Raw genomic sequence first — 17797 nt, forward strand, 5'->3', positions numbered from 1 at the left:
TATTTTAGTCACTTTATGGGGCTTCTTGAGCAGGATCACAATTTCAAAGGTTGGTGGTGGGCAAACATGTTGAGAGTATGTAGTGTTTATTTGTTCTTTACGTGTACTTATGATCATAAAAATAAACCCTACCCGAGGATAGAACTATGTGTCAGAACTGCGTAACAGCGGTAAACATGGCCGAAGGCATTCCTGAAACCATGAAAGCGGTGGTGGCCTATGCCCCGAAGGATTACCGCCTGGAGATCGTGGCGGTACCGAAAATTGGCCCGCAAGAGATCCTGGTGAAAGTTGAAGCCTGCGGCATCTGCGCCGGTGACGTTAAAGCGTTTGAAGGGGCGGCCAGCTTTTGGGGGGATGAAAAACAGCCGGCTTATATCAAAGCGCCGATGATCCCTGGCCACGAATTTATCGGCCACGTGGTGGGCTATGGTGAAGGCGTTGAGGGATTTAATCTGGGCGATCGAGTGATCTCTGAACAGATAGTCCCCTGCTGGCAATGCCGTTTTTGTAACCGCGGCCAGTATTGGATGTGTGAGAAACACGATCTGTACGGCTTCCAGAAGAACGTTAATGGCGGAATGGCGGAATACATGAAGTTCACCAAAGAGGCCATCAACTATCACGTCCCTGCGGATATGCCGATCGAAGACGCCATTCTGATCGAACCCTATGCCTGTTCTTTCCATGCGGTACAGCGCGCCAACATCAAACTGGGTGACGTGGTGGTGCTGGCCGGGGCCGGAACGCTGGGGTTGGGGATGATCGGGGCGATTAAAAAATCTGGCCCATCGAAGCTGGTGGTGCTCGATCTGTCTGACGAGCGCCTGGCGTTGGCGAAAGAATTTGGTGCTGACATCGTGCTGAACCCACTGCGCGATGATGTGATGGCGATCGTTAAGGACATGACCGAAGGCTACGGCTGCGATATCTACATTGAAGCCACCGGCGCGCAGCAATCTGTCGAACAAGGGCTGATGCTGATCCGCAAATTGGGCACCTTTGTCGAGTTCTCGGTGTTTAAAGATCCGGTGACCGTCGATTGGAGCATTATCAGCGATCGTAAGGAACTGGACGTACTGGGATCGCACCTGGGCCCTTATTGTTATCCGTTGGTGATTGAAGGGATACGCAATGGCGATCTGCCCACCAAAGGCGTCGTCACTCAAACGTTGCCACTCGAGCAGTTTGCTGAAGGCTTCGCCATGATGAAACGGGGCATCGGCTCAATCAAAGTGGTGCTCAACCCAAATCTGTAATGCCTGCATCTTTCTTCGGGTGCGGGTTAGCCTGCGCCGCCACAATTCAATGTGCTGGGGTGTTTTATGCTGAATGGACTGATTCATCGCATTGGTCTGTCACCAAAATTAATGCTCGGTTATGCCGGTGTGTTGGTCTTTATGATGGGGGAAGGGCTGGAGCAAGGCTGGCTTTCACCCTATTTGATCGGCAAAGGCTTAACCATTCAGGAGTCCGCGCTACTGTTTAGCGTTTACGGTTTTGCTGCGGCAATCGCCGCCTGGTTTTCCGGCGTCTTGGCGGAAATCTTTACCGCTCGCCGCGTCATGCTGGCTGGATTGTTGCTGTTCCTGCTGGGCTCGGTGTGTTTTCTGGTCTGGGGATTACCCAGTAATAATCTGTCGGTAATGATACCGACCTATGCGCTGCGTGGGCTGGGCTATCCCCTGTTTGCCTATGGTTTTCTGGTGTGGGTCGCCTATGAGGCTCCGCCGGAAAGGCTGGGTTCTGCCGTGGGGATATTCTGGTTTGTCTATAGCGGTGGGTTGAGCGTGCTGGGCGTGCTCTACTCCAGCATCATGCTGCCGTACCTGGGGGAAATTCACACCTTATGGAGCGCATTAATCTTTGTGGTACTCGGGGCGATGATTGCACTGATGCTTAACCGCACTCCTGGCCATAGCGACGTGGGGGACAAGCAAAAAGCCTCTCTCAGCTATGTGCTAAAGGGGATCACCATTGCGTTTGAGAACCCGAAAATCGGCCTGGGTGGCATTGTCCGCACCATCAATACCTCAGCGGCGTACGGCTTCGTGGTGTTTATGCCGATGTACATGATGGACCTGGGGTTTAGCCGCACTGACTGGCTACAGATGTACGCGGCACTGTGGACGGTGAACATTATCTTCAACTTGATCTTTGGGGTGATCAGCGACGGCTTGGGCTGGCGTAACGTTGTCATGTGGTTCGGCTGCGTCGGCTGCGCCATCACCACGCTGATGTTCTATTACGTGCCTTACTTCCTCGGTCCCAATTATCTGCTGACCGTCGTGGCTGCCGGGCTATTCGGTGCTTGCCTGGCTGCTTTCGTGCCTCTTTCGGCCATTATGCCAACGTTGGCCCCGGACAATAAAGGGGCCGCCATGTCGATCCTGAATCTCGGCGCGGGTTTGAGCACTTTCGTTGGTCCGGCAGTGGTAGGGTTGTTTATCGGCAGTTTGGGGAGCAGTGGGGTGATTTGGATTTTCACCGGCCTGTATTTGTTCAGCGGCGTATTGATGAAATATGTCACCTTGCCTAAAGCCGTGCCTGCCGCCGTGGAAAAAAATCATCACAGCTTGGCGTAACTAACCGTTTGAGGGAGTTTTTATGATTACTGATCAAAGCAAGGGAGTCTTGCAAGGGAAAGTGGCGTTGATAACCGGCGGCGCGGCAGGAATAGGTCTGGCTATTGCCAAATGCTATCTGCAAAACGGTGCTCAGGTGGTGCTGTTGGATCGCGCTACGCAGGTGGTGCAGATTGCCCTGCAGCTGGATCAGCAGCAGGCGTTGGGCATCGTGATGGATGTCACGGATAAAGCCTCGGTAGAACAGGCGGTTGCACAGGCCAATGCCCATTTCGGGCGGCTGGATGTGCTGGTCAATAGCGCCGGGATCGTCGCGCTGTATCCGGCGGAAGAACTGCCCGAAGACGCTTGGGATAACACCATGGCGGTGAACCTGAAAGGGGTGTTCCTTACCAGTCAGGCCGTAGGCCACTATTTTATTCGTCAGGGCAGTGGCAGCATTATCAACCTGGCCTCGCAGGCCGGCGTAGTCGCCTTGCCCAATCATCTGGCTTACTGCGCCAGCAAGGCGGGCGTGATTGGTTTGACCCAGGTTCTGGCACTGGAATGGGGGCCGCACAACGTGCGGGTCAACGCCATTTCGCCCACGGTGGTGCTGACCGAGTTGGGGCGCAAAGCATGGTCAGGCGAGGTTGCGGAACAAATGAAGCAGAAAATTCCCCTGAGGCGCTTTGCCGAACCCGAGGATATTGCCGCCAGCGCGCTGTTCCTGGCGAGCGATGCGGCCAGCATGATCACCGGCAGCAATCTGGTGGTTGACGGCGGTTACACCATTCAATAACTCGATACTCAGGCAAAAGAGAGGCCATGATGAACAGAATCATTAACGATCCCGATCACGTCGTGGAAGATGCCATTCAGGGCTATCTGAAGGCTCATCCGGAATATTTCACCGCGACCGATAATGCACGAGTCCTCAAATACCCTGCTGCACCGATCAACGGCAAGGTGGGGATTGTTACCGGTGGGGGCTCGGGGCATGAGCCAGCGTTTCTGGGCTATGTTGGCAAGAACATGCTTGATGCCGTGGCTATCGGTGAGATTTTCTCTTCACCAACGGCGGGGGCATTTCTGGATGCGTTCAAGGCCGCGGACAGCGGGGCGGGGGTCGCCTGCCTGTATGGCAACTATGCTGGCGATAATATGAACGTCAAAATGGCGATGAAGAAGGCCAGCGCTGCCGGTATCACGGTAAAAACCGTGGTGGCAAATGACGATGTTGCCTCTGCGCCCGCCAGTGAAATTGAAAAACGCCGTGGCGTCGCCGGTGAAATTCTGATGTGGAAAATCGGCGCCGCTGCCGCAGCGCTGGGTTACGATCTCGACGGGGTGATCGCTGCTGCGCAAAAGGCCATTGGCAATTGCCGCTCGATCGGCGTCGGGCTCAGTTCTTGCACCATCCCGGCGGTAGGTAAGCCCAATTTCCATATTGCCGATGGCCAAATGGAGATCGGGATTGGTCATCATGGTGAGCCTGGGATTGAGGTATCACCGATCCAATCGGCGTCCGCGATGGCTGGCACCATGCTCGATTTCGTGCTCAATGATATGCCGTTGAACAGGGGGCAGGAAGTCGCCCTGTTGATTTCCGGCCTGGGGGCCACGCCGGTGATGGAGCTTTATATCTATTATGCCGAGATTGAAAAGCGGCTGACGGAGCGTGGCATCAAGGTTCACCGTCGCTATGTGGGTAACTATTTTACCTCACTGGAAATGATGGGGGTGACGCTAACCTTGATGAAGCTCGACGACCAATTGAAAACGTTGCTCGATATGCCCGCTCATTCATTGGGCCTAACTCAGGTGGAGTGAATCATGACCACACAAATTTCGACGCAGTATGGCAATGAGATCGTCGCGGCGCTGATTGGCGTGATTGTCAGCAATCGCGAGTATCTCAGTGAAATAGATGGTGCGATTGGCGACGGCGATCACGGCATTAATATGTCAAAAGGCTTCACCTTGTGTGGTGAGGCCATCAAGGGCCAAAATCTGACGTTGGCACAGGCTTTCGACGCGGTAGCGGACGCGCTGATGGAAGGGATTGGTGGCTCGATGGGGCCGCTGTATGGCAGCCTGTTCATGGGTATGGCCGACAGCGTGCGCGATAAAACGGCGCTGGATAAACAGGTTTTTCTGGCCATGTTGCGCAATGGGTTAACTGAGTTGCAGGACATCAGCAGCGCTGGCGTAGGCGACAAGTGCCTGATGGATACGCTGATCCCTGCGATCGAAGGGTTTGAGCAGGCGGTTCGGCGTGGCGATAGCTTCAGTGAGTCGCTGGAGCAGTTAAAACGGGCTGCCGTTGCCGGGCGTGATTCAACCCGCGATCTGGTTGCCAAGATTGGCCGTGCGAGCCGGTTGGGGGAACGTTCGCGCGGCGTGCTGGATGCCGGTGCGGTATCCTGTTGTCTACTTTTATGCCAACTGGCTGATGCGGTAGAACAACGCTTGAATACCGTTGCCGCCTGAACAGGTTATACTAGCGGGCAATGCGATAAGATGGGTTCGACATGCTGAACCCATCTTCTATTGAAAAAGACCAATCTGCCGTGGGGAAACGTGTAACGGATGGAAAAAAAAACAGGATCCCAGGATAACGAACTGCTGACTGAAATTGCCGTGGCTTATTATCAGGACGAAATCACTCAGGAGGAGATTGCAAAAAAGTTCGGTATTTCGCGGATTAAGGTCGGGCGTTTACTCAAGCGGGCCAAAGAAGAAGGCATTGTTGAGATCACCGTCCGCTATCATCCGGTATTCAGTACCCGGCTGGAGCAGCAAATGCTGGAGCGCTTCTCCCTCAGCCGTGCATTAATCGCGCTGGATCATCAGGATGAGGAAGAACAGCGGCGTCAGGTGGCAGCATTGGTTTCCGGGTATCTGGCCATGTCCCTGAAGGATGATATGGTGCTGGCGGTTGGCCAAGGGCGTAACGTGGCCGCGATCGCCGATCATGTGGGCAGCGTGGCACCAAAAAGCTGTAAATTTATCTGCGGCATTGGGGGAACACATCGCCCTGGTGACGCCATCAATGCTGACCACATCAGCCGCCGTCTGGCGAAGAAGTTTGGTGGTAGCAGCGAGACGCTATATGCCCCGGCGTATGTTGAAAACCGGGCGCTGAAAGAGGCGTTTATGCAAAACGGCACCATCAAGGAAACCCTGGATCGGGCGCGCAAGGCCGATGTGGCTCTGGTGGGCATTGGTGATATGAATGAAAACAGCTACATGGTAAAGCTTGGCTGGTTTACTCCCCACGAGATCATTGATGCCAGTCTGAATCAGGGAGTGATCGGTGATATCGCCGGTTATGACTTTTTCAATGCGCAGGGGATGCATGTGGATACGGTGATGAACGATCGCGTCATTGGCCTGAGTATTGATGAACTGCGGAAAATCCCTTGTGTGATCGCCATTGCCTCTGAGAATACCAAAGCGTTGGCTATTCTGGGCGCGCTGCGTACCGGGGCGATCGATATTATCGCGACCAGTGCCCTCAACATCCGCACCATTCTTAATATGTCACAGTAATCGTTGTGGTTAAAAAGGGTTTAACTGCGTCAGGTTGAACCCTTTGCGATTTCCCCTCCAGGTAAAACTCACCTCCGGCCCTTGTCCGGTGAGCGCTCTAACAACGCAAAGCAAACGACAGCGCTGAGGCTGTCGGTATAATTATCCTTCTGAATTGTCCAATTATTAAAGAACGATATCATTTTATGTTATTCCAGTCATTCGGTTGGATAGTTCATATCGCCTAATTTTATTGAGCATTTGAAAAGCTCGCGCGGCTAATAATAACCAGGAGGAGCCATGTCCAGCTTTGAGCCAGACGCTGTTGGCGCAATCATTCAGCGAGTCTGTGAATATCTGCAACCGGTCTTTAATGCCCTTTTAGCGGGCACCATGGCGTTATTGAAAGGAGCTTATCTGAATATGCCATCACGCCGCCGGTTATTAAATGCCGGCATTTGTGCCTTGTTGGCATTAACCATTCGCGATCTGTTATCGCTGATGGGGCTGGAGTTGGCATGGGCCAATACCATCAGCGTATTAATTGGTTTTCTCGGTGCAGATTACCTTGGCGATTTAATTAAACGATTTATTGGCAAAAAAACAGGATTTAAAAATGATAAGTGAAAACTTGGAAATCACATTCAACGCACGTAGCGAGAAAAACCTGCTCGGAGTGCATCCCGAGTTGGTGCGGGTGATGCGTTTGGCGCTGCGTTATTCGCTGGTCCCGTTTTCCATCACCGAAGGATTACGCTCTATGGCTCGCCAGCGGGATTTACTGCGTGAGGGGAAAAGCCAAACGCTGAGAAGCCGCCACCTTACCGGGCATGCGGTTGATGTGGTGGCCATGCCCTTCGGGGCGGTGTCCTGGGAATGGGATTACTATGCTCAGATCGCATCGGCGGTGCGGCGTGCCGGGCTGGAGTGCGGTGTTGATGTCGAGTGGGGCGGGGCATGGAAAACGCTGAAAGACGGGCCACATTTCCAATTACCGTTCAAGGATTATCCGGCTTGAGCGGGCAGCGGCGATTTCTTAGCTGATCAAAACTGCTGCTTTTCTGTTCGCTTAACTTCCTTTTAACTTTTATTTACAAGTTTCGCCCAAGGTTATGGCACGCTTCAAAGTTTGTGACGATTCTCTCACTATACTAGTTCAGCGATAAAGCCTTACCTCAACATAAAAGAAGAAAGCAAAGGAACCCATAATGGACGAACAGCTCAAACAGAGTGCCCTTGATTTCCATCAGTTTCCGGTCCCAGGGAAGATCCAGGTATCGCCGACTAAACCGCTAGCTACACAGCGCGATCTGGCTTTGGCCTACTCGCCAGGCGTGGCTGCCCCCTGCCTGGAAATTGCCGCCGATCCGCTGGCCGCTTATAAATATACCGCCAAGGGCAACCTGGTGGCGGTGATCTCCAACGGCACCGCGGTGCTGGGGCTGGGGAATATCGGTGCGCTGGCCGGTAAGCCGGTCATGGAGGGTAAAGGGGTTCTGTTTAAGAAGTTTTCCGGTATTGACGTGTTCGATATCGAAGTCGATGAACTCGATCCTGACAAGCTGATTGACGTGATCGCCGCGCTGGAGCCGACCTTCGGCGGCATTAACCTGGAAGATATCAAAGCGCCCGAGTGCTTCTATATTGAGAAGAAACTGCGCGAGCGCATGAAGATCCCGGTGTTCCATGACGATCAGCACGGCACGGCGATTATTACCACCGCTGCGGTACTCAACGGTCTGCGGGTGGTGAAGAAAAATATCTCCGACGTACGCCTGGTGGTATCGGGAGCAGGTGCGGCCTCCATTGCCTGTTTGAACCTGCTGGTTGCGTTGGGCCTGAGCAAGCAGAACATCACCGTTTGTGACTCCAAAGGCGTGATCTATCAGGGCCGCGACGCCAGGATGGAAGAAACCAAGGCGGCGTATGCCATTGCGGATAACGGCCAGCGTACGCTGGGGGATGCCATTCCCAATGCCGATATTTTCCTGGGTTGCTCCGGCCCTGGCGTGCTGACGCAGGACATGGTGAAAACCATGGCCAGAGATCCGCTGATCATGGCGCTGGCTAACCCGGAACCGGAAATTCTGCCGCCGTTGGCGAAAGCGGTGCGCCCAGATGCGATCATCTGTACCGGCCGCTCCGATTATCCCAACCAGGTGAACAACGTACTGTGCTTCCCGTTCATCTTCCGTGGCGCGCTGGATGTGGGGGCCACCACCATCAACGAAGAGATGAAGCTGGCCTGCGTGCACGCCATTGCCGATCTGGCGCTGGCAGAGCAGAGCGACGTGGTGGCTTCGGCGTATGGCGATCAGGATCTCTCCTTTGGCCCGGAATACATCATTCCCAAACCGTTCGACCCGCGCCTGATTGTTAAAATCGCCCCGGCGGTAGCCAAGGCAGCCATGGATTCCGGCGTGGCGATGCGCCCGATCGAAGACTTTGATGCCTACGTGGAGAAACTGACCGAGTTCGTCTACAAAACCAACCTGTTTATGAAGCCGATCTTCTCCCAGGCGAAGAAAGAAGTGAAACGCGTGGTCATGGCCGAAGGTGAAGAAGAGCGCGTATTGCATGCCACCCAAGAGCTGGTATCGCAGGGGCTGGCTTACCCGATCCTGGTAGGCCGCCCAAGCGTGATTGAAATGCGCCTGAAGAAACTTGGCTTGCAGCTGACGCCGGGCAAAGACTTTGAAGTGGTCAATAACGAGTCCGATCCGCGTTTCAATGAATACTGGGGTGAGTATTACCAGATCATGAAGCGCCGTGGTGTCTCCCAGGAGCAGGCTCGCCGTGCGGTGATCGGCAACCCAACGCTGATTGCTGCCATCATGCTGCACCGTGGAGAGGCCGACGCCATGATCTGTGGCACCATCGGCAGCTACCACGAGCATTATGACGTGGTGGAAAAAGTGTTCGGATTCCGTGAAGGGGTACACGTGGCTGGGGCGATGAACGCCTTACTACTGCCGAGCGGCAACACCTTTATCGCCGATACCTACGTCAACGATGACCCGACGCCGGAACAGCTGGCGGAAATCACCCTGATGGCGGCAGACACGGTACGGCGCTTCGGGATTGAACCGAAGGTGGCGCTGTTGTCCCACTCCAGTTTTGGTTCTGCCAACTGCCCGTCGGCGAGCAAAATGCGTAAAACGCTGGAGCTGGTCAATCAGATGGCACCAGGATTGGAGATCGACGGTGAGATGCACGGTGACGCCGCGCTGGTGGAAAGTATCCGCCACGATTTGATGCCGGACAGCCCGTTGAAAGGCTCAGCCAACATCCTGATCATGCCAAGTATGGAAGCTGCACGGATCAGCTACAACCTGCTGCGTGTTTCCTCTTCCGAAGGGGTGACGGTAGGGCCGGTATTGATGGGCGTGTCCAAGCCGGTACATATCCTGACGCCGATCGCCTCGGTGCGCCGTATCGTCAACATGGTGGCATTGGCAGTAGTGGAAGCACAGACCCAACCGCTGTGATAGCGTGAAAGTGACCCCCTGCGGCTTCGGCCACAGGGGGTTTTTTTATGCGTGACAGCGTTCGGCAATCGCCTGAATGTCGGCAGGCGTGGTTCGACAACAACCGCCAATCAAGCGGGCCCCGGCATGCTGCCAATCGGCCAACTGATTGATCAGATGATGCTGGTGATCACCACAGCTATGCCAGGTTTTGCTCACCGCGTCGTAGTGTTCGCCGGAGTTAGGGTAAACCAGTAACGGTTTATCACTCAGCGCGGCAAGCTGCTGCAACGCCGGGGTGACGTTTTCCAACGCGATACAATTGACGCCTACGGCCAGCACCTGCGGGTTATCATTAAGCTCCGCCATCACGACAGCCAGTGGCGTGCCATCGCTTAGATGCTGGCTATCGCGCAGAGTGAAAGAGAACCACGCCCCCAGCGCCGGGAATTCCGCCAGCAGCGCCAGCAGGGCCTGCAATTCGGCGAACGAAGGCAGCGTTTCACAGGCCAGCAGATCCACGCCGGCGTTGGCCAGAGCCGTGATACGCGGACGATGGAACGCGATCATCTCTGCTTGCGGCAGATGGTAGTCGCCACGGTATTCAGAGCCGTCTGCCAGGTAGGCACCATAAGGGCCGACCGAACCGGCGACCAGCAAAGGCAAACGCTGCGGGCGTTGGGCCAGATAATCGGCGCGCGCCTGCTGTGCCAGGTGGACGCTTTGGGCGATCAGTGCCAACGATTGCGGCTCATCCAGGCCCCGGCGTGAAAAACCTTGGGGTGTGGCCTGATAGCTGGCGGTAATGGCGCACTGTGCTCCTGCATTGAAGTAATCCAGATGCACCTGATAAATCAGTTGCGGGTTTTCAATCAGCACTTTTGCCGACCACAGCGGATCGGTGAGATCGCAACCTCGGGCCTCCAGTTCGGTGGCCATTGCCCCGTCCAAAATCAACGTGCGGTTATCGGCCAGCAAGGCGGCCAGAGGGTTGTTAACCGACATGTTCTTCTCCGGTGTTCAGTAGGTTTTTCTGCCCGGAACGCCGGGTCAGGTAATAGGCCAGATAACAGATCGCCACAAACGGCAGGCCGCAATACAGCGCCACGCGTTGCTCTGGGTCGAATGCCAGACCGATACAGGCCAATAAACACAGCGCAAAACCGACAATAGGCGTCAGCGGATAGCCTGGTGCACGGTATTTCAGCCCTTCAATCGGTTGGCCGCTGCGCAGGTAACGGCGGCGAAAAACGTAGTGGGCGGCACAGATGCTCAGCCAGACGGCAACGACCGCAAAGCCGGAAATGGCAGACAACGCCACGAACACCGTATCGGGCGCGATCACGCTGGTCAATAGTGCCAGCACGCCGCCGAGCATGCTGAACATCAATGCATTCATCGGGATCCCGCGTGCATTCACCCGTGAAAAATAGGCAGGCAAGGTACGCTGATTAGCCAGCGACCACAGCATGCGCCCCGAAGCATACAGCCCGGAGTTGGCGGCCGAGAGAATGGCGGTCAGGATCACGAAGTTAAAAATATCGGCGGCATAAGGCACACCAATGCGCTCAAAGACCAGGACAAACGGACTTTTCACGATCCCGGCCTGCTCCATGGGGATCATCGCTGCCAGAACAAATACCGTACCGATAAAGAACACCATCAGGCGGATCACCGTGGTGCGGATGGCCCAGGGCACCACTTTTTCCGGATTTTCGGTTTCGCCCGCCGCGATGCCGATCAGCTCGGTCCCAGAGAACGCGAAATTGACTGCGACCATGGTCATCAGGATCGGTAACGTCCCATTGGGTAGCCAACCCGATGAGGTCAGGTTACTCAGGAAGGGCGCTGGCGTACCGTCTTTCATCGGGATCAGGCCAAACATGGCTGCGCCACCCAGCACGATAAACGCCAGAATGGTGATTACCTTGATCAGCGAGAACCAGAATTCACTTTCGGCAAAGAAACGGGTGGTAATGACATTGAGCAGAAAAATGGCCAGACAGAAAATCAGGCACCACAACCAGACCGGTGATTGTGGAAACCAGTATTGCATACAGAAACCGGCGGCAGTCAGGCTGGAGCCCAACGCGACGGTCCAGGTCAGCCAGTATAGCCAGGCAACGGTATAGCCGGTAGCCGGGCCAAGATAACGTGCCGCATAGACGTGAAATGCGCCGGTTTCCGGCATGGCGACGGCAAGTTCCCCCAGGCACAGCATGACCAGATAGACCACGACAGCGCCAATCAAATAGGCCAGCAGGGTGCCCAGCGCACCGGTCGTGGAGATGATATAGCCAGTGTTGAAAAACAGACCGGTACCGATCACGCCGCCCAGCGACAGCATCACCAAATGCCGGGCTTTCATGGTGCGTTTGAATTGCCCTTCAGCGGCAGGTTGCATAACACTCTATCCATATAGACGTCTAAATGGCTATCAGTTATACCCGTTCCATTACGCGAAAGCAACGTAACTCAAAACACGGCAACGAAAAACAGGTGCTAGCCATCAGACGTTGCCAACTTATATATGCAAATGATAATTATTATCTATAATGTTGCCAGTTTTGTGTAAGGAAAATCGACATGAAGTTTCTGATATTATTAGCAACGCTGGTGCTTACGGCCTGTAGCCAAGGGCCGGCCTCTCCCCCGAAAAGCGACATTACCACGCTAGGCAGGATTGTTGATTTACGCAGTGGCGAGATATTGACGCCGCAACAGTTACTGACGCGCCTGGCAGATCAGCCACGGGTGATCGTGGGTGAAAAGCACGACAATCCTTATCACCACCAGATCGAACTGTGGCTGGTAGAGCAATTACCTAAGCCAAGACCGCAGGGCAGCGTGCTGATGGAGATGATCACACCCAGCCAACAAGGCAAAGTGGATGAAGTAAAGCAGTGGCTGCAAACCGAACCGAGGGTACGTGATAGCCGCGTAGCTGAACTGATCGTCTGGCAGGCCAGTTGGCAGTGGTCACTGTATGGCGACGTGGTAATGGCGGCGATGCGCGCGCCTTATCCTCTGTTATCCGCTAACCTCGATCGCAGCGAAATCATGGCGTTTTATCAGCGGCCCGAATTCCCCAAAGGCCAGCTTTCGGTACGGCCAGAAGTCCAGCAGGCGCTCGCCGCCACCATCCGTGATTCCCATAACGGCAAAATAGATGCGGTGCAGCTGCACGCCATGCTCGCTATTCAGCAGCAACGCGATCGCCGTATGGCCGAAAGCTTACTGGCTGCACCCACTCCGGCACTGCTGATGGTGGGCGGTTATCACGCCTCCAGAACGGTCGGTGTACCGTTGCATATCCAGGATCTGCAGCCCGGTGCCAAATTTACGGTATTGATGCTGGCAGAACCGGGGAGAACCATCGATCGAAAAATGGCGGATTATTTATGGATATCAAATAACTAGCGGAAATTAACTTCACGCAGGTCGGTTTGGTTTCTCTTCGGCGCTATTTGACCCGTTTCGCTTGCTGCAACCACTTGTCCAGTTCATTGGCAAACTGCTGACGATCGCGCTGGTTGAGGGTATTCGGCCCCCCGGTCTGGATCCCGCTGGAGCGCAGGGTATCCATAAAATCACGCATATTCAGGCGTTCGCGAATGGTGTCTGGCGTATAACGCTCACCGCGAGGATTCAGGGCGATAGCGCCTTTTTCTATCACTTCGGCGGCCAGCGGGATATCCGCGGTGATCACCAGATCGCCTTTTTCACAGCGGCGCACGATTTCGTTATCCGCCACGTCAAATCCTGCAGCAACCTGCAAGGTGCGGATAAATTTCGAAGGGGGCGTGCGCAAAGGCTGATTAGCCACCAGGGTGACAGGCATCGCCGCGCGATCTGCGGCACGGAACAGCACTTCTTTGATCACGTTTGGACAGGCGTCGGCATCGACCCAAATCTGCATTATTGTTTCTCCTGTAGCCAGTCACGTACCGGCAGAAAGTCACGGTATAGCGCGGCTTCCGGGCTATCGGCTGCGGGCTGGAAGTTATATTCCCAACGTACCAAAGGCGGCATCGACATCAGGATCGATTCGGTGCGGCCCCCGGTTTGCAGGCCGAATAGCGTACCGCGATCCCACACCAGATTAAACTCGACATAGCGGCCACGGCGATACAGCTGAAACTGGCGTTGCTGGTCGCCCCAAGGCAGTGTTTTACGTCTTTCCACGATCGGCAGATAGGCCTCCAGGAAGCCTTCACCTACCGCCTGGGTAAACGCGAAACAGCTTGCGAAATCCGGGGTATTAAGATCGTCAAAGAACAGGCCGCCGATGCCTCGGGCTTCGTTACGATGTTTGATAAAGAAATAGTCATCGCACCACTTCTTGTATTTCGGATACACATCGTCGCCGAACGGGGCGCAGAGCTGTTGCGCGGTACGGTGCCAGTGAACGGCGTCCTCGGCAAAGCCATAGAAGGGCGTTAGGTCAAAGCCGCCGCCAAACCACCAAACCGGCTCTTCACCCGGTTTTTCCGCAATAAAGAAGCGCACGTTGGCATGGCTGGTGGGTATATAGGGGCTGAGCGGATGGATCACCAGCGATACGCCCATTGCCTGGAAGCTGCGCCCGGCCAGCTCGGGACGATGTGCGGTGGCAGAGGCGGGCAGTGTGGCACCGGAAACGTGGGAAAAGTTTACTCCGGCCTGTTCGAATACCGCACCGTTGGTCAGCACCCGGCTGCGGCCACCGCCGCCTTCTTCACGCGTCCAGCGATCTTCCTTAAAACCGGCGCCGCCATCGGCCTGGGCCAACTGCTCACAAATCTTGTCTTGCAACGCCAGCAGGAAGGATTTTACTGCGGCAATGGTGGGTAAACTCATACGGGTTTTTCGCAATGGGTAACTGGACAGGGCGGCAAGTATACCTTCTCGCCCCGTATTTTGCAGGTCTAGCGCGGCTTGCGTTGGTGAACGTCGTAATATTGGAAGAAATTGATCACGCCGTCGGCGATGGCGCGGGCAATTTTTTCGCGAAAGGCGGTGGTGCCTAACAAACGCTCCTCACCGGGGTTGGTGATAAACGAGGTTTCTACCAGCACCGAAGGAATCGAAGGGGATTTTAATACGGCAAACGCCGCCTGTTCGGTGCTTTCGCTGTGCAGGCGGTGAACCGGGCGGATCTGACCCAGCACGTGGCGGCCTAGGGTCAGGCTGTTGTTGATGGTGTCGGTTTGTACCAGATCGAACAGCACCTGCTGTAGATAGTTGTCCTGATCTTTATATTTGCCCCCCGCTACGTCATCGGCGGCGTTTTCCTTATCGGAGAGATAGCGCGCCATCGCGCTGCTGGCTCCGCGGTTGGAAAGGGCAAACACCGAGGCACCGGCGGCATCCGGGCTGGTAAATCCATCGGCATGGATCGAGATAAACAGATCGGCCTGATGCTGGTGGGCGATCTCCACGCGCTGGAACAGCGGGATGAATTCGTCCTCCTCTCGGGTCAGGCGGGCTTCAACGTGTTCGTGCTCATGCAAAAAACGCCGCACATGGTTGGCAATTTCCAGCACCACATGTTTTTCCTGCGAGCCTTCATGGCCCACGGCACCGGAATCGATACCGCCGTGGCCGGGATCGATCATCACCACTCTTTTGCTCCCCGTGGCCTTGGGTTGCGGTTTGCTGTGCGGCTTTGGTTGCAGCATATTGGCCTGGGTGGCTGAGGTTTTGCCACCGAGCAGGGCTAGAGCCAGGCCGGAGAGCAGCAGTTGGCGACGGGTCGATGAAGCGGTGAGGGGGCTAAAATTGAGGTAGGTTTTGCTCTGTTTCTTCATCACGCGCGGCTCCAACTCGATCAATCTATTTCGCGACGTTATAGCGTATTGATCCCCATTAATCGACTTGATAACTATTGCCATTTATTACCTGGCAAAACGCTGTGGCTTGAAAGACGGCAGGTATCAGTCAATAATTACGTAATAATCAGATATACCCGTCGTCTTTCACGCTGCAGCTTGAAATCCATAGGGTATTAAATAAGTTAATTAACAGTAGCGAGCAACGATGGAAATTCGCGTATTTCGGCAAGACGACTTTGAAGAGGTCATCACCCTGTGGGAGCGTTGCGACCTGTTGCGGCCATGGAACGATCCCGAGATGGATATTGAACGCAAACTGAACCACGATCCGGAGCTGTTTTTGGTGGCGGAAGTGGGCGGTGAGGTGGTTGGCTCGGTGATGGGCGGTTACGATGGCCACCGTGGCTCGGCGTATTACCTGGGCGTTCACCCAGACTATCGCGGACGTGGCATTGCCAATGCGTTGATTAATCGGCTGGAGAAAAAGCTGATTGCGCGTGGCTGCCCGAAAATTCAGCTGACGGTGCGTGAAGACAACGACACCGTGATCGAAATGTATGAAAAGCTCGGCTACGAAATTCAGGCGATCACCAGCCTGGGGAAACGGCTGATCGAAGATCAAGAGTATTGATCGTCAGGGCGGTGGTTGCCACCGCCCCAAGCCCTGGTTTAAGGCAGTTTCTTGATGTTTTTCACATCGACTTCCACGTTGCTCCAGTCCTTATCCACTTTCCCTTCCAACTGTATCTTGTCTTTTGGGGTGATGGTCTGGCCGTTCCAGCGCTTTTTATCGATCTCTACCGTCAGCGTGCCGGTGGCGTCACGGAAGGTGTAGGTATCATCACCCACGCGCTGTTCGATATTGCCCTGCAACATCACCCAGGTATCATCGCTCATCGATGTGACCTTATCTACCGTGGTCAGTGCGGCGCCAGGGCCGGAGAAGCCACCTTGCGGGCTGGTTTGCGTTTGAGCCGGTGTCGCGTTGGGGTCGAGGAACCCGCCCTGTTGAGCCAGAACCGGTGCGCTGCATAATGCGATGAGTGCGAGTAAAGCGATCTTTTTCATCTGGATCTTCCTTATCAGTGGTCTGAATGATTTCCCGTTAGCGGGACATAACCTGATTAAACCATAAGGATCTTAAGAGCTTCTTAAGCTGGAGATTGAAAATGGTGGCCACCGTCGCCATTTGCAAGGGTAATCAAAACATCGGCAAGGAAAAGTATTTGAAGGCGTCAACACACCGGTTTTCACCGGACGATTACGATCAGCACGGTATGTTACGGTTGCCGCTGTGGTTTTGGGGCGTACTGATCTTACAGGCTCGTACCTGGCTACTGTTTGTGATGGCGGGCACCTCACGCGATCAGGGTGCTGGCTTGTTACAACTGTTCTATCCAGATACTCAGCGCTTTTGGTACGGTATTGCGCTTGGGCTGCCTGCGGCGCTGGCCTTTTTGATTGCTGGCCGCCGCCAGCATTGGCCTCGTCTGTGGCGCAGTTGGCGTTGGGTACTGGTAGTGTCGCTGGCGGCAGCGCTGCTCGGCTCGCTTTACAGCCTGTGGCAGCAAGACAGCAATGAACCCCCGCTGGATCTCCTACTGGCGTTGTTGGATGTGCTGGCGATGGGGTATCTGTTAATGAATCAGCGTTTGAAAGCCTGTTTTACCCCGCAGGACGAGATGGATTAATTGCAGAAAACTGCGGCACTTTTCCCAATTTATACACTCCAAGCTGGCAATTGATGGCGCAGCGCCAGCGGTTATGAGAGGCTGCATATCGCCGATGTCTTTGATGTTAAGGAGCTATGAATGAATATTCGCCCACTGCTGTTAGGGCTACCGTTGTTGTTGACCGGCTGTTCGACCATGTCAAACTTCTCCTGGTCCAGCCTGTCGCCGTTCAACTGGTTTGGCGGCAGCGTAGAGGTTAGCGCTAAAGGCGTCGGTGATGTGGGGGCCGGTACCCCCATGACGGAGGCGGCGATTGGCAAGGGTCTGAATAACAACTACCGCATGCGTGGCGGGATGGCGACCAACCATGGGCAGATCGTTTCCTACTTCCAGGCATTGGACGGCGATGAGGTGAAGCTGGTGATCACCGGGGAACCTAAAGGCCATGTGCAGCGCGTTGACGTGATGGACGCCAAGATCGCCACCGAATGGGGCAGCAAACTGGGTACGCCGTTCAGCGAACTGTTCAGCAAGGCCTATGGAGCCTGTAAACCGGCCGAAGGCGATGATGCAGGCAAGGTTGAGTGCGTGGCACAGCAAAGCCGCAATGTCAGCTATATCTTCAGTGGTAAATGGGCCGGTCCGCAAGACCTGATCCCACCGGACGATACCCTGCAGAGCTGGACGGTGAGCAAAATCATCTGGCATGCAAAAGCTCAATAATTCTGGTTGCGGGTGCACCTTGC

General features: G+C 54.9%; 19 protein-coding genes. 13 read left to right on the plus strand and 6 right to left on the minus strand.

Annotated features, from left to right (window positions below):
* Nucleotides 1-146 precede the first annotated feature (146 nt).
* The 9 genes from ABIE29_RS22270 (at nucleotide 147) to maeB (ending at nucleotide 9586) form a co-directional block, all read left to right on the plus strand.
* Nucleotides 147-1259, plus strand: coding sequence for an MDR/zinc-dependent alcohol dehydrogenase-like family protein (locus tag ABIE29_RS22270; protein ID WP_429621382.1), 1113 nt, complete (start codon nucleotides 147-149; stop codon nucleotides 1257-1259).
* 66 nt (nucleotides 1260-1325) lie between these two features.
* A complete protein-coding gene (locus ABIE29_RS22275) occupies nucleotides 1326-2585 on the plus strand; it encodes an MFS transporter (RefSeq protein ID WP_429621384.1) in 1260 nt (419 codons plus the stop codon).
* Between the two features lie 22 nt (nucleotides 2586-2607).
* Nucleotides 2608-3366, plus strand: a complete 759-nt coding sequence (locus tag ABIE29_RS22280) for an SDR family oxidoreductase (RefSeq protein ID WP_429621386.1) — start codon at nucleotides 2608-2610, stop codon at nucleotides 3364-3366.
* A gap of 29 nt (nucleotides 3367-3395) precedes the next feature.
* Nucleotides 3396-4397: a dihydroxyacetone kinase subunit DhaK gene (locus tag ABIE29_RS22285; protein ID WP_429621451.1), complete on the plus strand. Its 1002-nt coding sequence runs from the start codon at nucleotides 3396-3398 to the stop codon at nucleotides 4395-4397.
* 3 nt (nucleotides 4398-4400) lie between these two features.
* On the plus strand, nucleotides 4401-5057 hold the full coding sequence (gene dhaL, locus ABIE29_RS22290; RefSeq protein WP_429621388.1) for a dihydroxyacetone kinase subunit DhaL: 657 nt from the start codon (nucleotides 4401-4403) through the stop codon (nucleotides 5055-5057).
* A 99-nt stretch (nucleotides 5058-5156) separates the two neighbouring features.
* Nucleotides 5157-6119, plus strand: a complete 963-nt coding sequence (locus tag ABIE29_RS22295) for a sugar-binding transcriptional regulator (protein WP_411754701.1) — start codon at nucleotides 5157-5159, stop codon at nucleotides 6117-6119.
* A gap of 279 nt (nucleotides 6120-6398) precedes the next feature.
* Complete coding sequence (locus tag ABIE29_RS22300) at nucleotides 6399-6725, plus strand: phage holin, lambda family (RefSeq protein WP_248946268.1); 327 nt, start codon at nucleotides 6399-6401, stop codon at nucleotides 6723-6725.
* Nucleotides 6715-7116, plus strand: a complete 402-nt coding sequence (locus ABIE29_RS22305; RefSeq protein ID WP_429621390.1) for a M15 family metallopeptidase — start codon at nucleotides 6715-6717, stop codon at nucleotides 7114-7116. Before ABIE29_RS22300 ends, ABIE29_RS22305 begins: the two co-directional genes overlap by 11 nt.
* Nucleotides 7117-7306: 190 nt before the next feature.
* Nucleotides 7307-9586, plus strand: coding sequence for an NADP-dependent oxaloacetate-decarboxylating malate dehydrogenase (maeB, locus tag ABIE29_RS22310; RefSeq protein WP_429621392.1), 2280 nt, complete (start codon nucleotides 7307-7309; stop codon nucleotides 9584-9586).
* 45 nt (nucleotides 9587-9631) lie between these two features.
* On the opposite strand, the gene mmuM is transcribed toward maeB, so the two are convergent.
* Together mmuM and mmuP are read right to left on the minus strand one after the other, a co-directional pair.
* Nucleotides 9632-10570 carry a homocysteine S-methyltransferase gene (gene mmuM, locus ABIE29_RS22315; RefSeq protein ID WP_429621394.1) on the minus strand — a complete coding sequence of 313 codons (939 nt, stop codon included), beginning with the start codon at nucleotides 10568-10570 and terminating at the stop codon, nucleotides 9632-9634.
* Entirely contained in the window at nucleotides 10560-11969 is a 1410-nt protein-coding gene (gene mmuP / locus ABIE29_RS22320; RefSeq protein ID WP_429621396.1) for an S-methylmethionine permease, read from the minus strand. The genes mmuM and mmuP overlap by 11 nt, the downstream gene beginning before the upstream one ends.
* Nucleotides 11970-12151: 182 nt before the next feature.
* On the opposite strand from mmuP, the gene ABIE29_RS22325 reads away from it, so the two are divergent.
* Nucleotides 12152-12985, plus strand: coding sequence for a ChaN family lipoprotein (locus tag ABIE29_RS22325; RefSeq protein WP_429621398.1), 834 nt, complete (start codon nucleotides 12152-12154; stop codon nucleotides 12983-12985).
* 43 nt (nucleotides 12986-13028) lie between these two features.
* Here the strand turns inward: ABIE29_RS22325 and ABIE29_RS22330 are convergent, their stop codons facing one another.
* The 3 genes from ABIE29_RS22330 to amiA form a co-directional block, all read right to left on the minus strand.
* A complete protein-coding gene (locus ABIE29_RS22330; protein ID WP_429621399.1) occupies nucleotides 13029-13484 on the minus strand; it encodes a YaiI/YqxD family protein in 456 nt (151 codons plus the stop codon).
* On the minus strand, nucleotides 13484-14404 hold the full coding sequence (gene hemF, locus ABIE29_RS22335) for an oxygen-dependent coproporphyrinogen oxidase (RefSeq protein WP_429621401.1): 921 nt from the start codon (nucleotides 14402-14404) through the stop codon (nucleotides 13484-13486). Before hemF ends, ABIE29_RS22330 begins: the two co-directional genes overlap by 1 nt.
* A 68-nt stretch (nucleotides 14405-14472) precedes the next feature.
* Entirely contained in the window at nucleotides 14473-15354 is an 882-nt protein-coding gene (amiA, locus tag ABIE29_RS22340; RefSeq protein ID WP_429621453.1) for an N-acetylmuramoyl-L-alanine amidase AmiA, read from the minus strand.
* A 229-nt stretch (nucleotides 15355-15583) separates the two neighbouring features.
* On the opposite strand from amiA, the gene ABIE29_RS22345 reads away from it, so the two are divergent.
* Nucleotides 15584-16009, plus strand: coding sequence for a GNAT family acetyltransferase (locus tag ABIE29_RS22345; RefSeq protein WP_429621403.1), 426 nt, complete (start codon nucleotides 15584-15586; stop codon nucleotides 16007-16009).
* A gap of 38 nt (nucleotides 16010-16047) precedes the next feature.
* Here the strand turns inward: ABIE29_RS22345 and ABIE29_RS22350 are convergent, their stop codons facing one another.
* Nucleotides 16048-16446 (minus strand): YgiW/YdeI family stress tolerance OB fold protein, encoded by a 399-nt coding sequence (locus tag ABIE29_RS22350; protein ID WP_429621405.1) that lies wholly within the window; start codon nucleotides 16444-16446, stop codon nucleotides 16048-16050.
* A gap of 158 nt (nucleotides 16447-16604) precedes the next feature.
* Between ABIE29_RS22350 and ABIE29_RS22355 the strand changes: the two genes are divergently transcribed.
* Both ABIE29_RS22355 and ABIE29_RS22360 read left to right on the plus strand, forming a co-directional pair.
* Complete coding sequence (locus ABIE29_RS22355; protein ID WP_429621455.1) at nucleotides 16605-17069, plus strand: DUF2919 domain-containing protein; 465 nt, start codon at nucleotides 16605-16607, stop codon at nucleotides 17067-17069.
* Between the two features lie 120 nt (nucleotides 17070-17189).
* A complete protein-coding gene (locus ABIE29_RS22360) occupies nucleotides 17190-17774 on the plus strand; it encodes an RpoE-regulated lipoprotein (RefSeq protein ID WP_429621407.1) in 585 nt (194 codons plus the stop codon).
* The last annotated feature ends 23 nt before the right edge of the window (nucleotides 17775-17797 follow it).

This window comes from Serratia sp. 2723 (genome assembly GCF_050434425.1).
Taxonomy (GTDB): Bacteria; Pseudomonadota; Gammaproteobacteria; order Enterobacterales; family Enterobacteriaceae; genus Chania.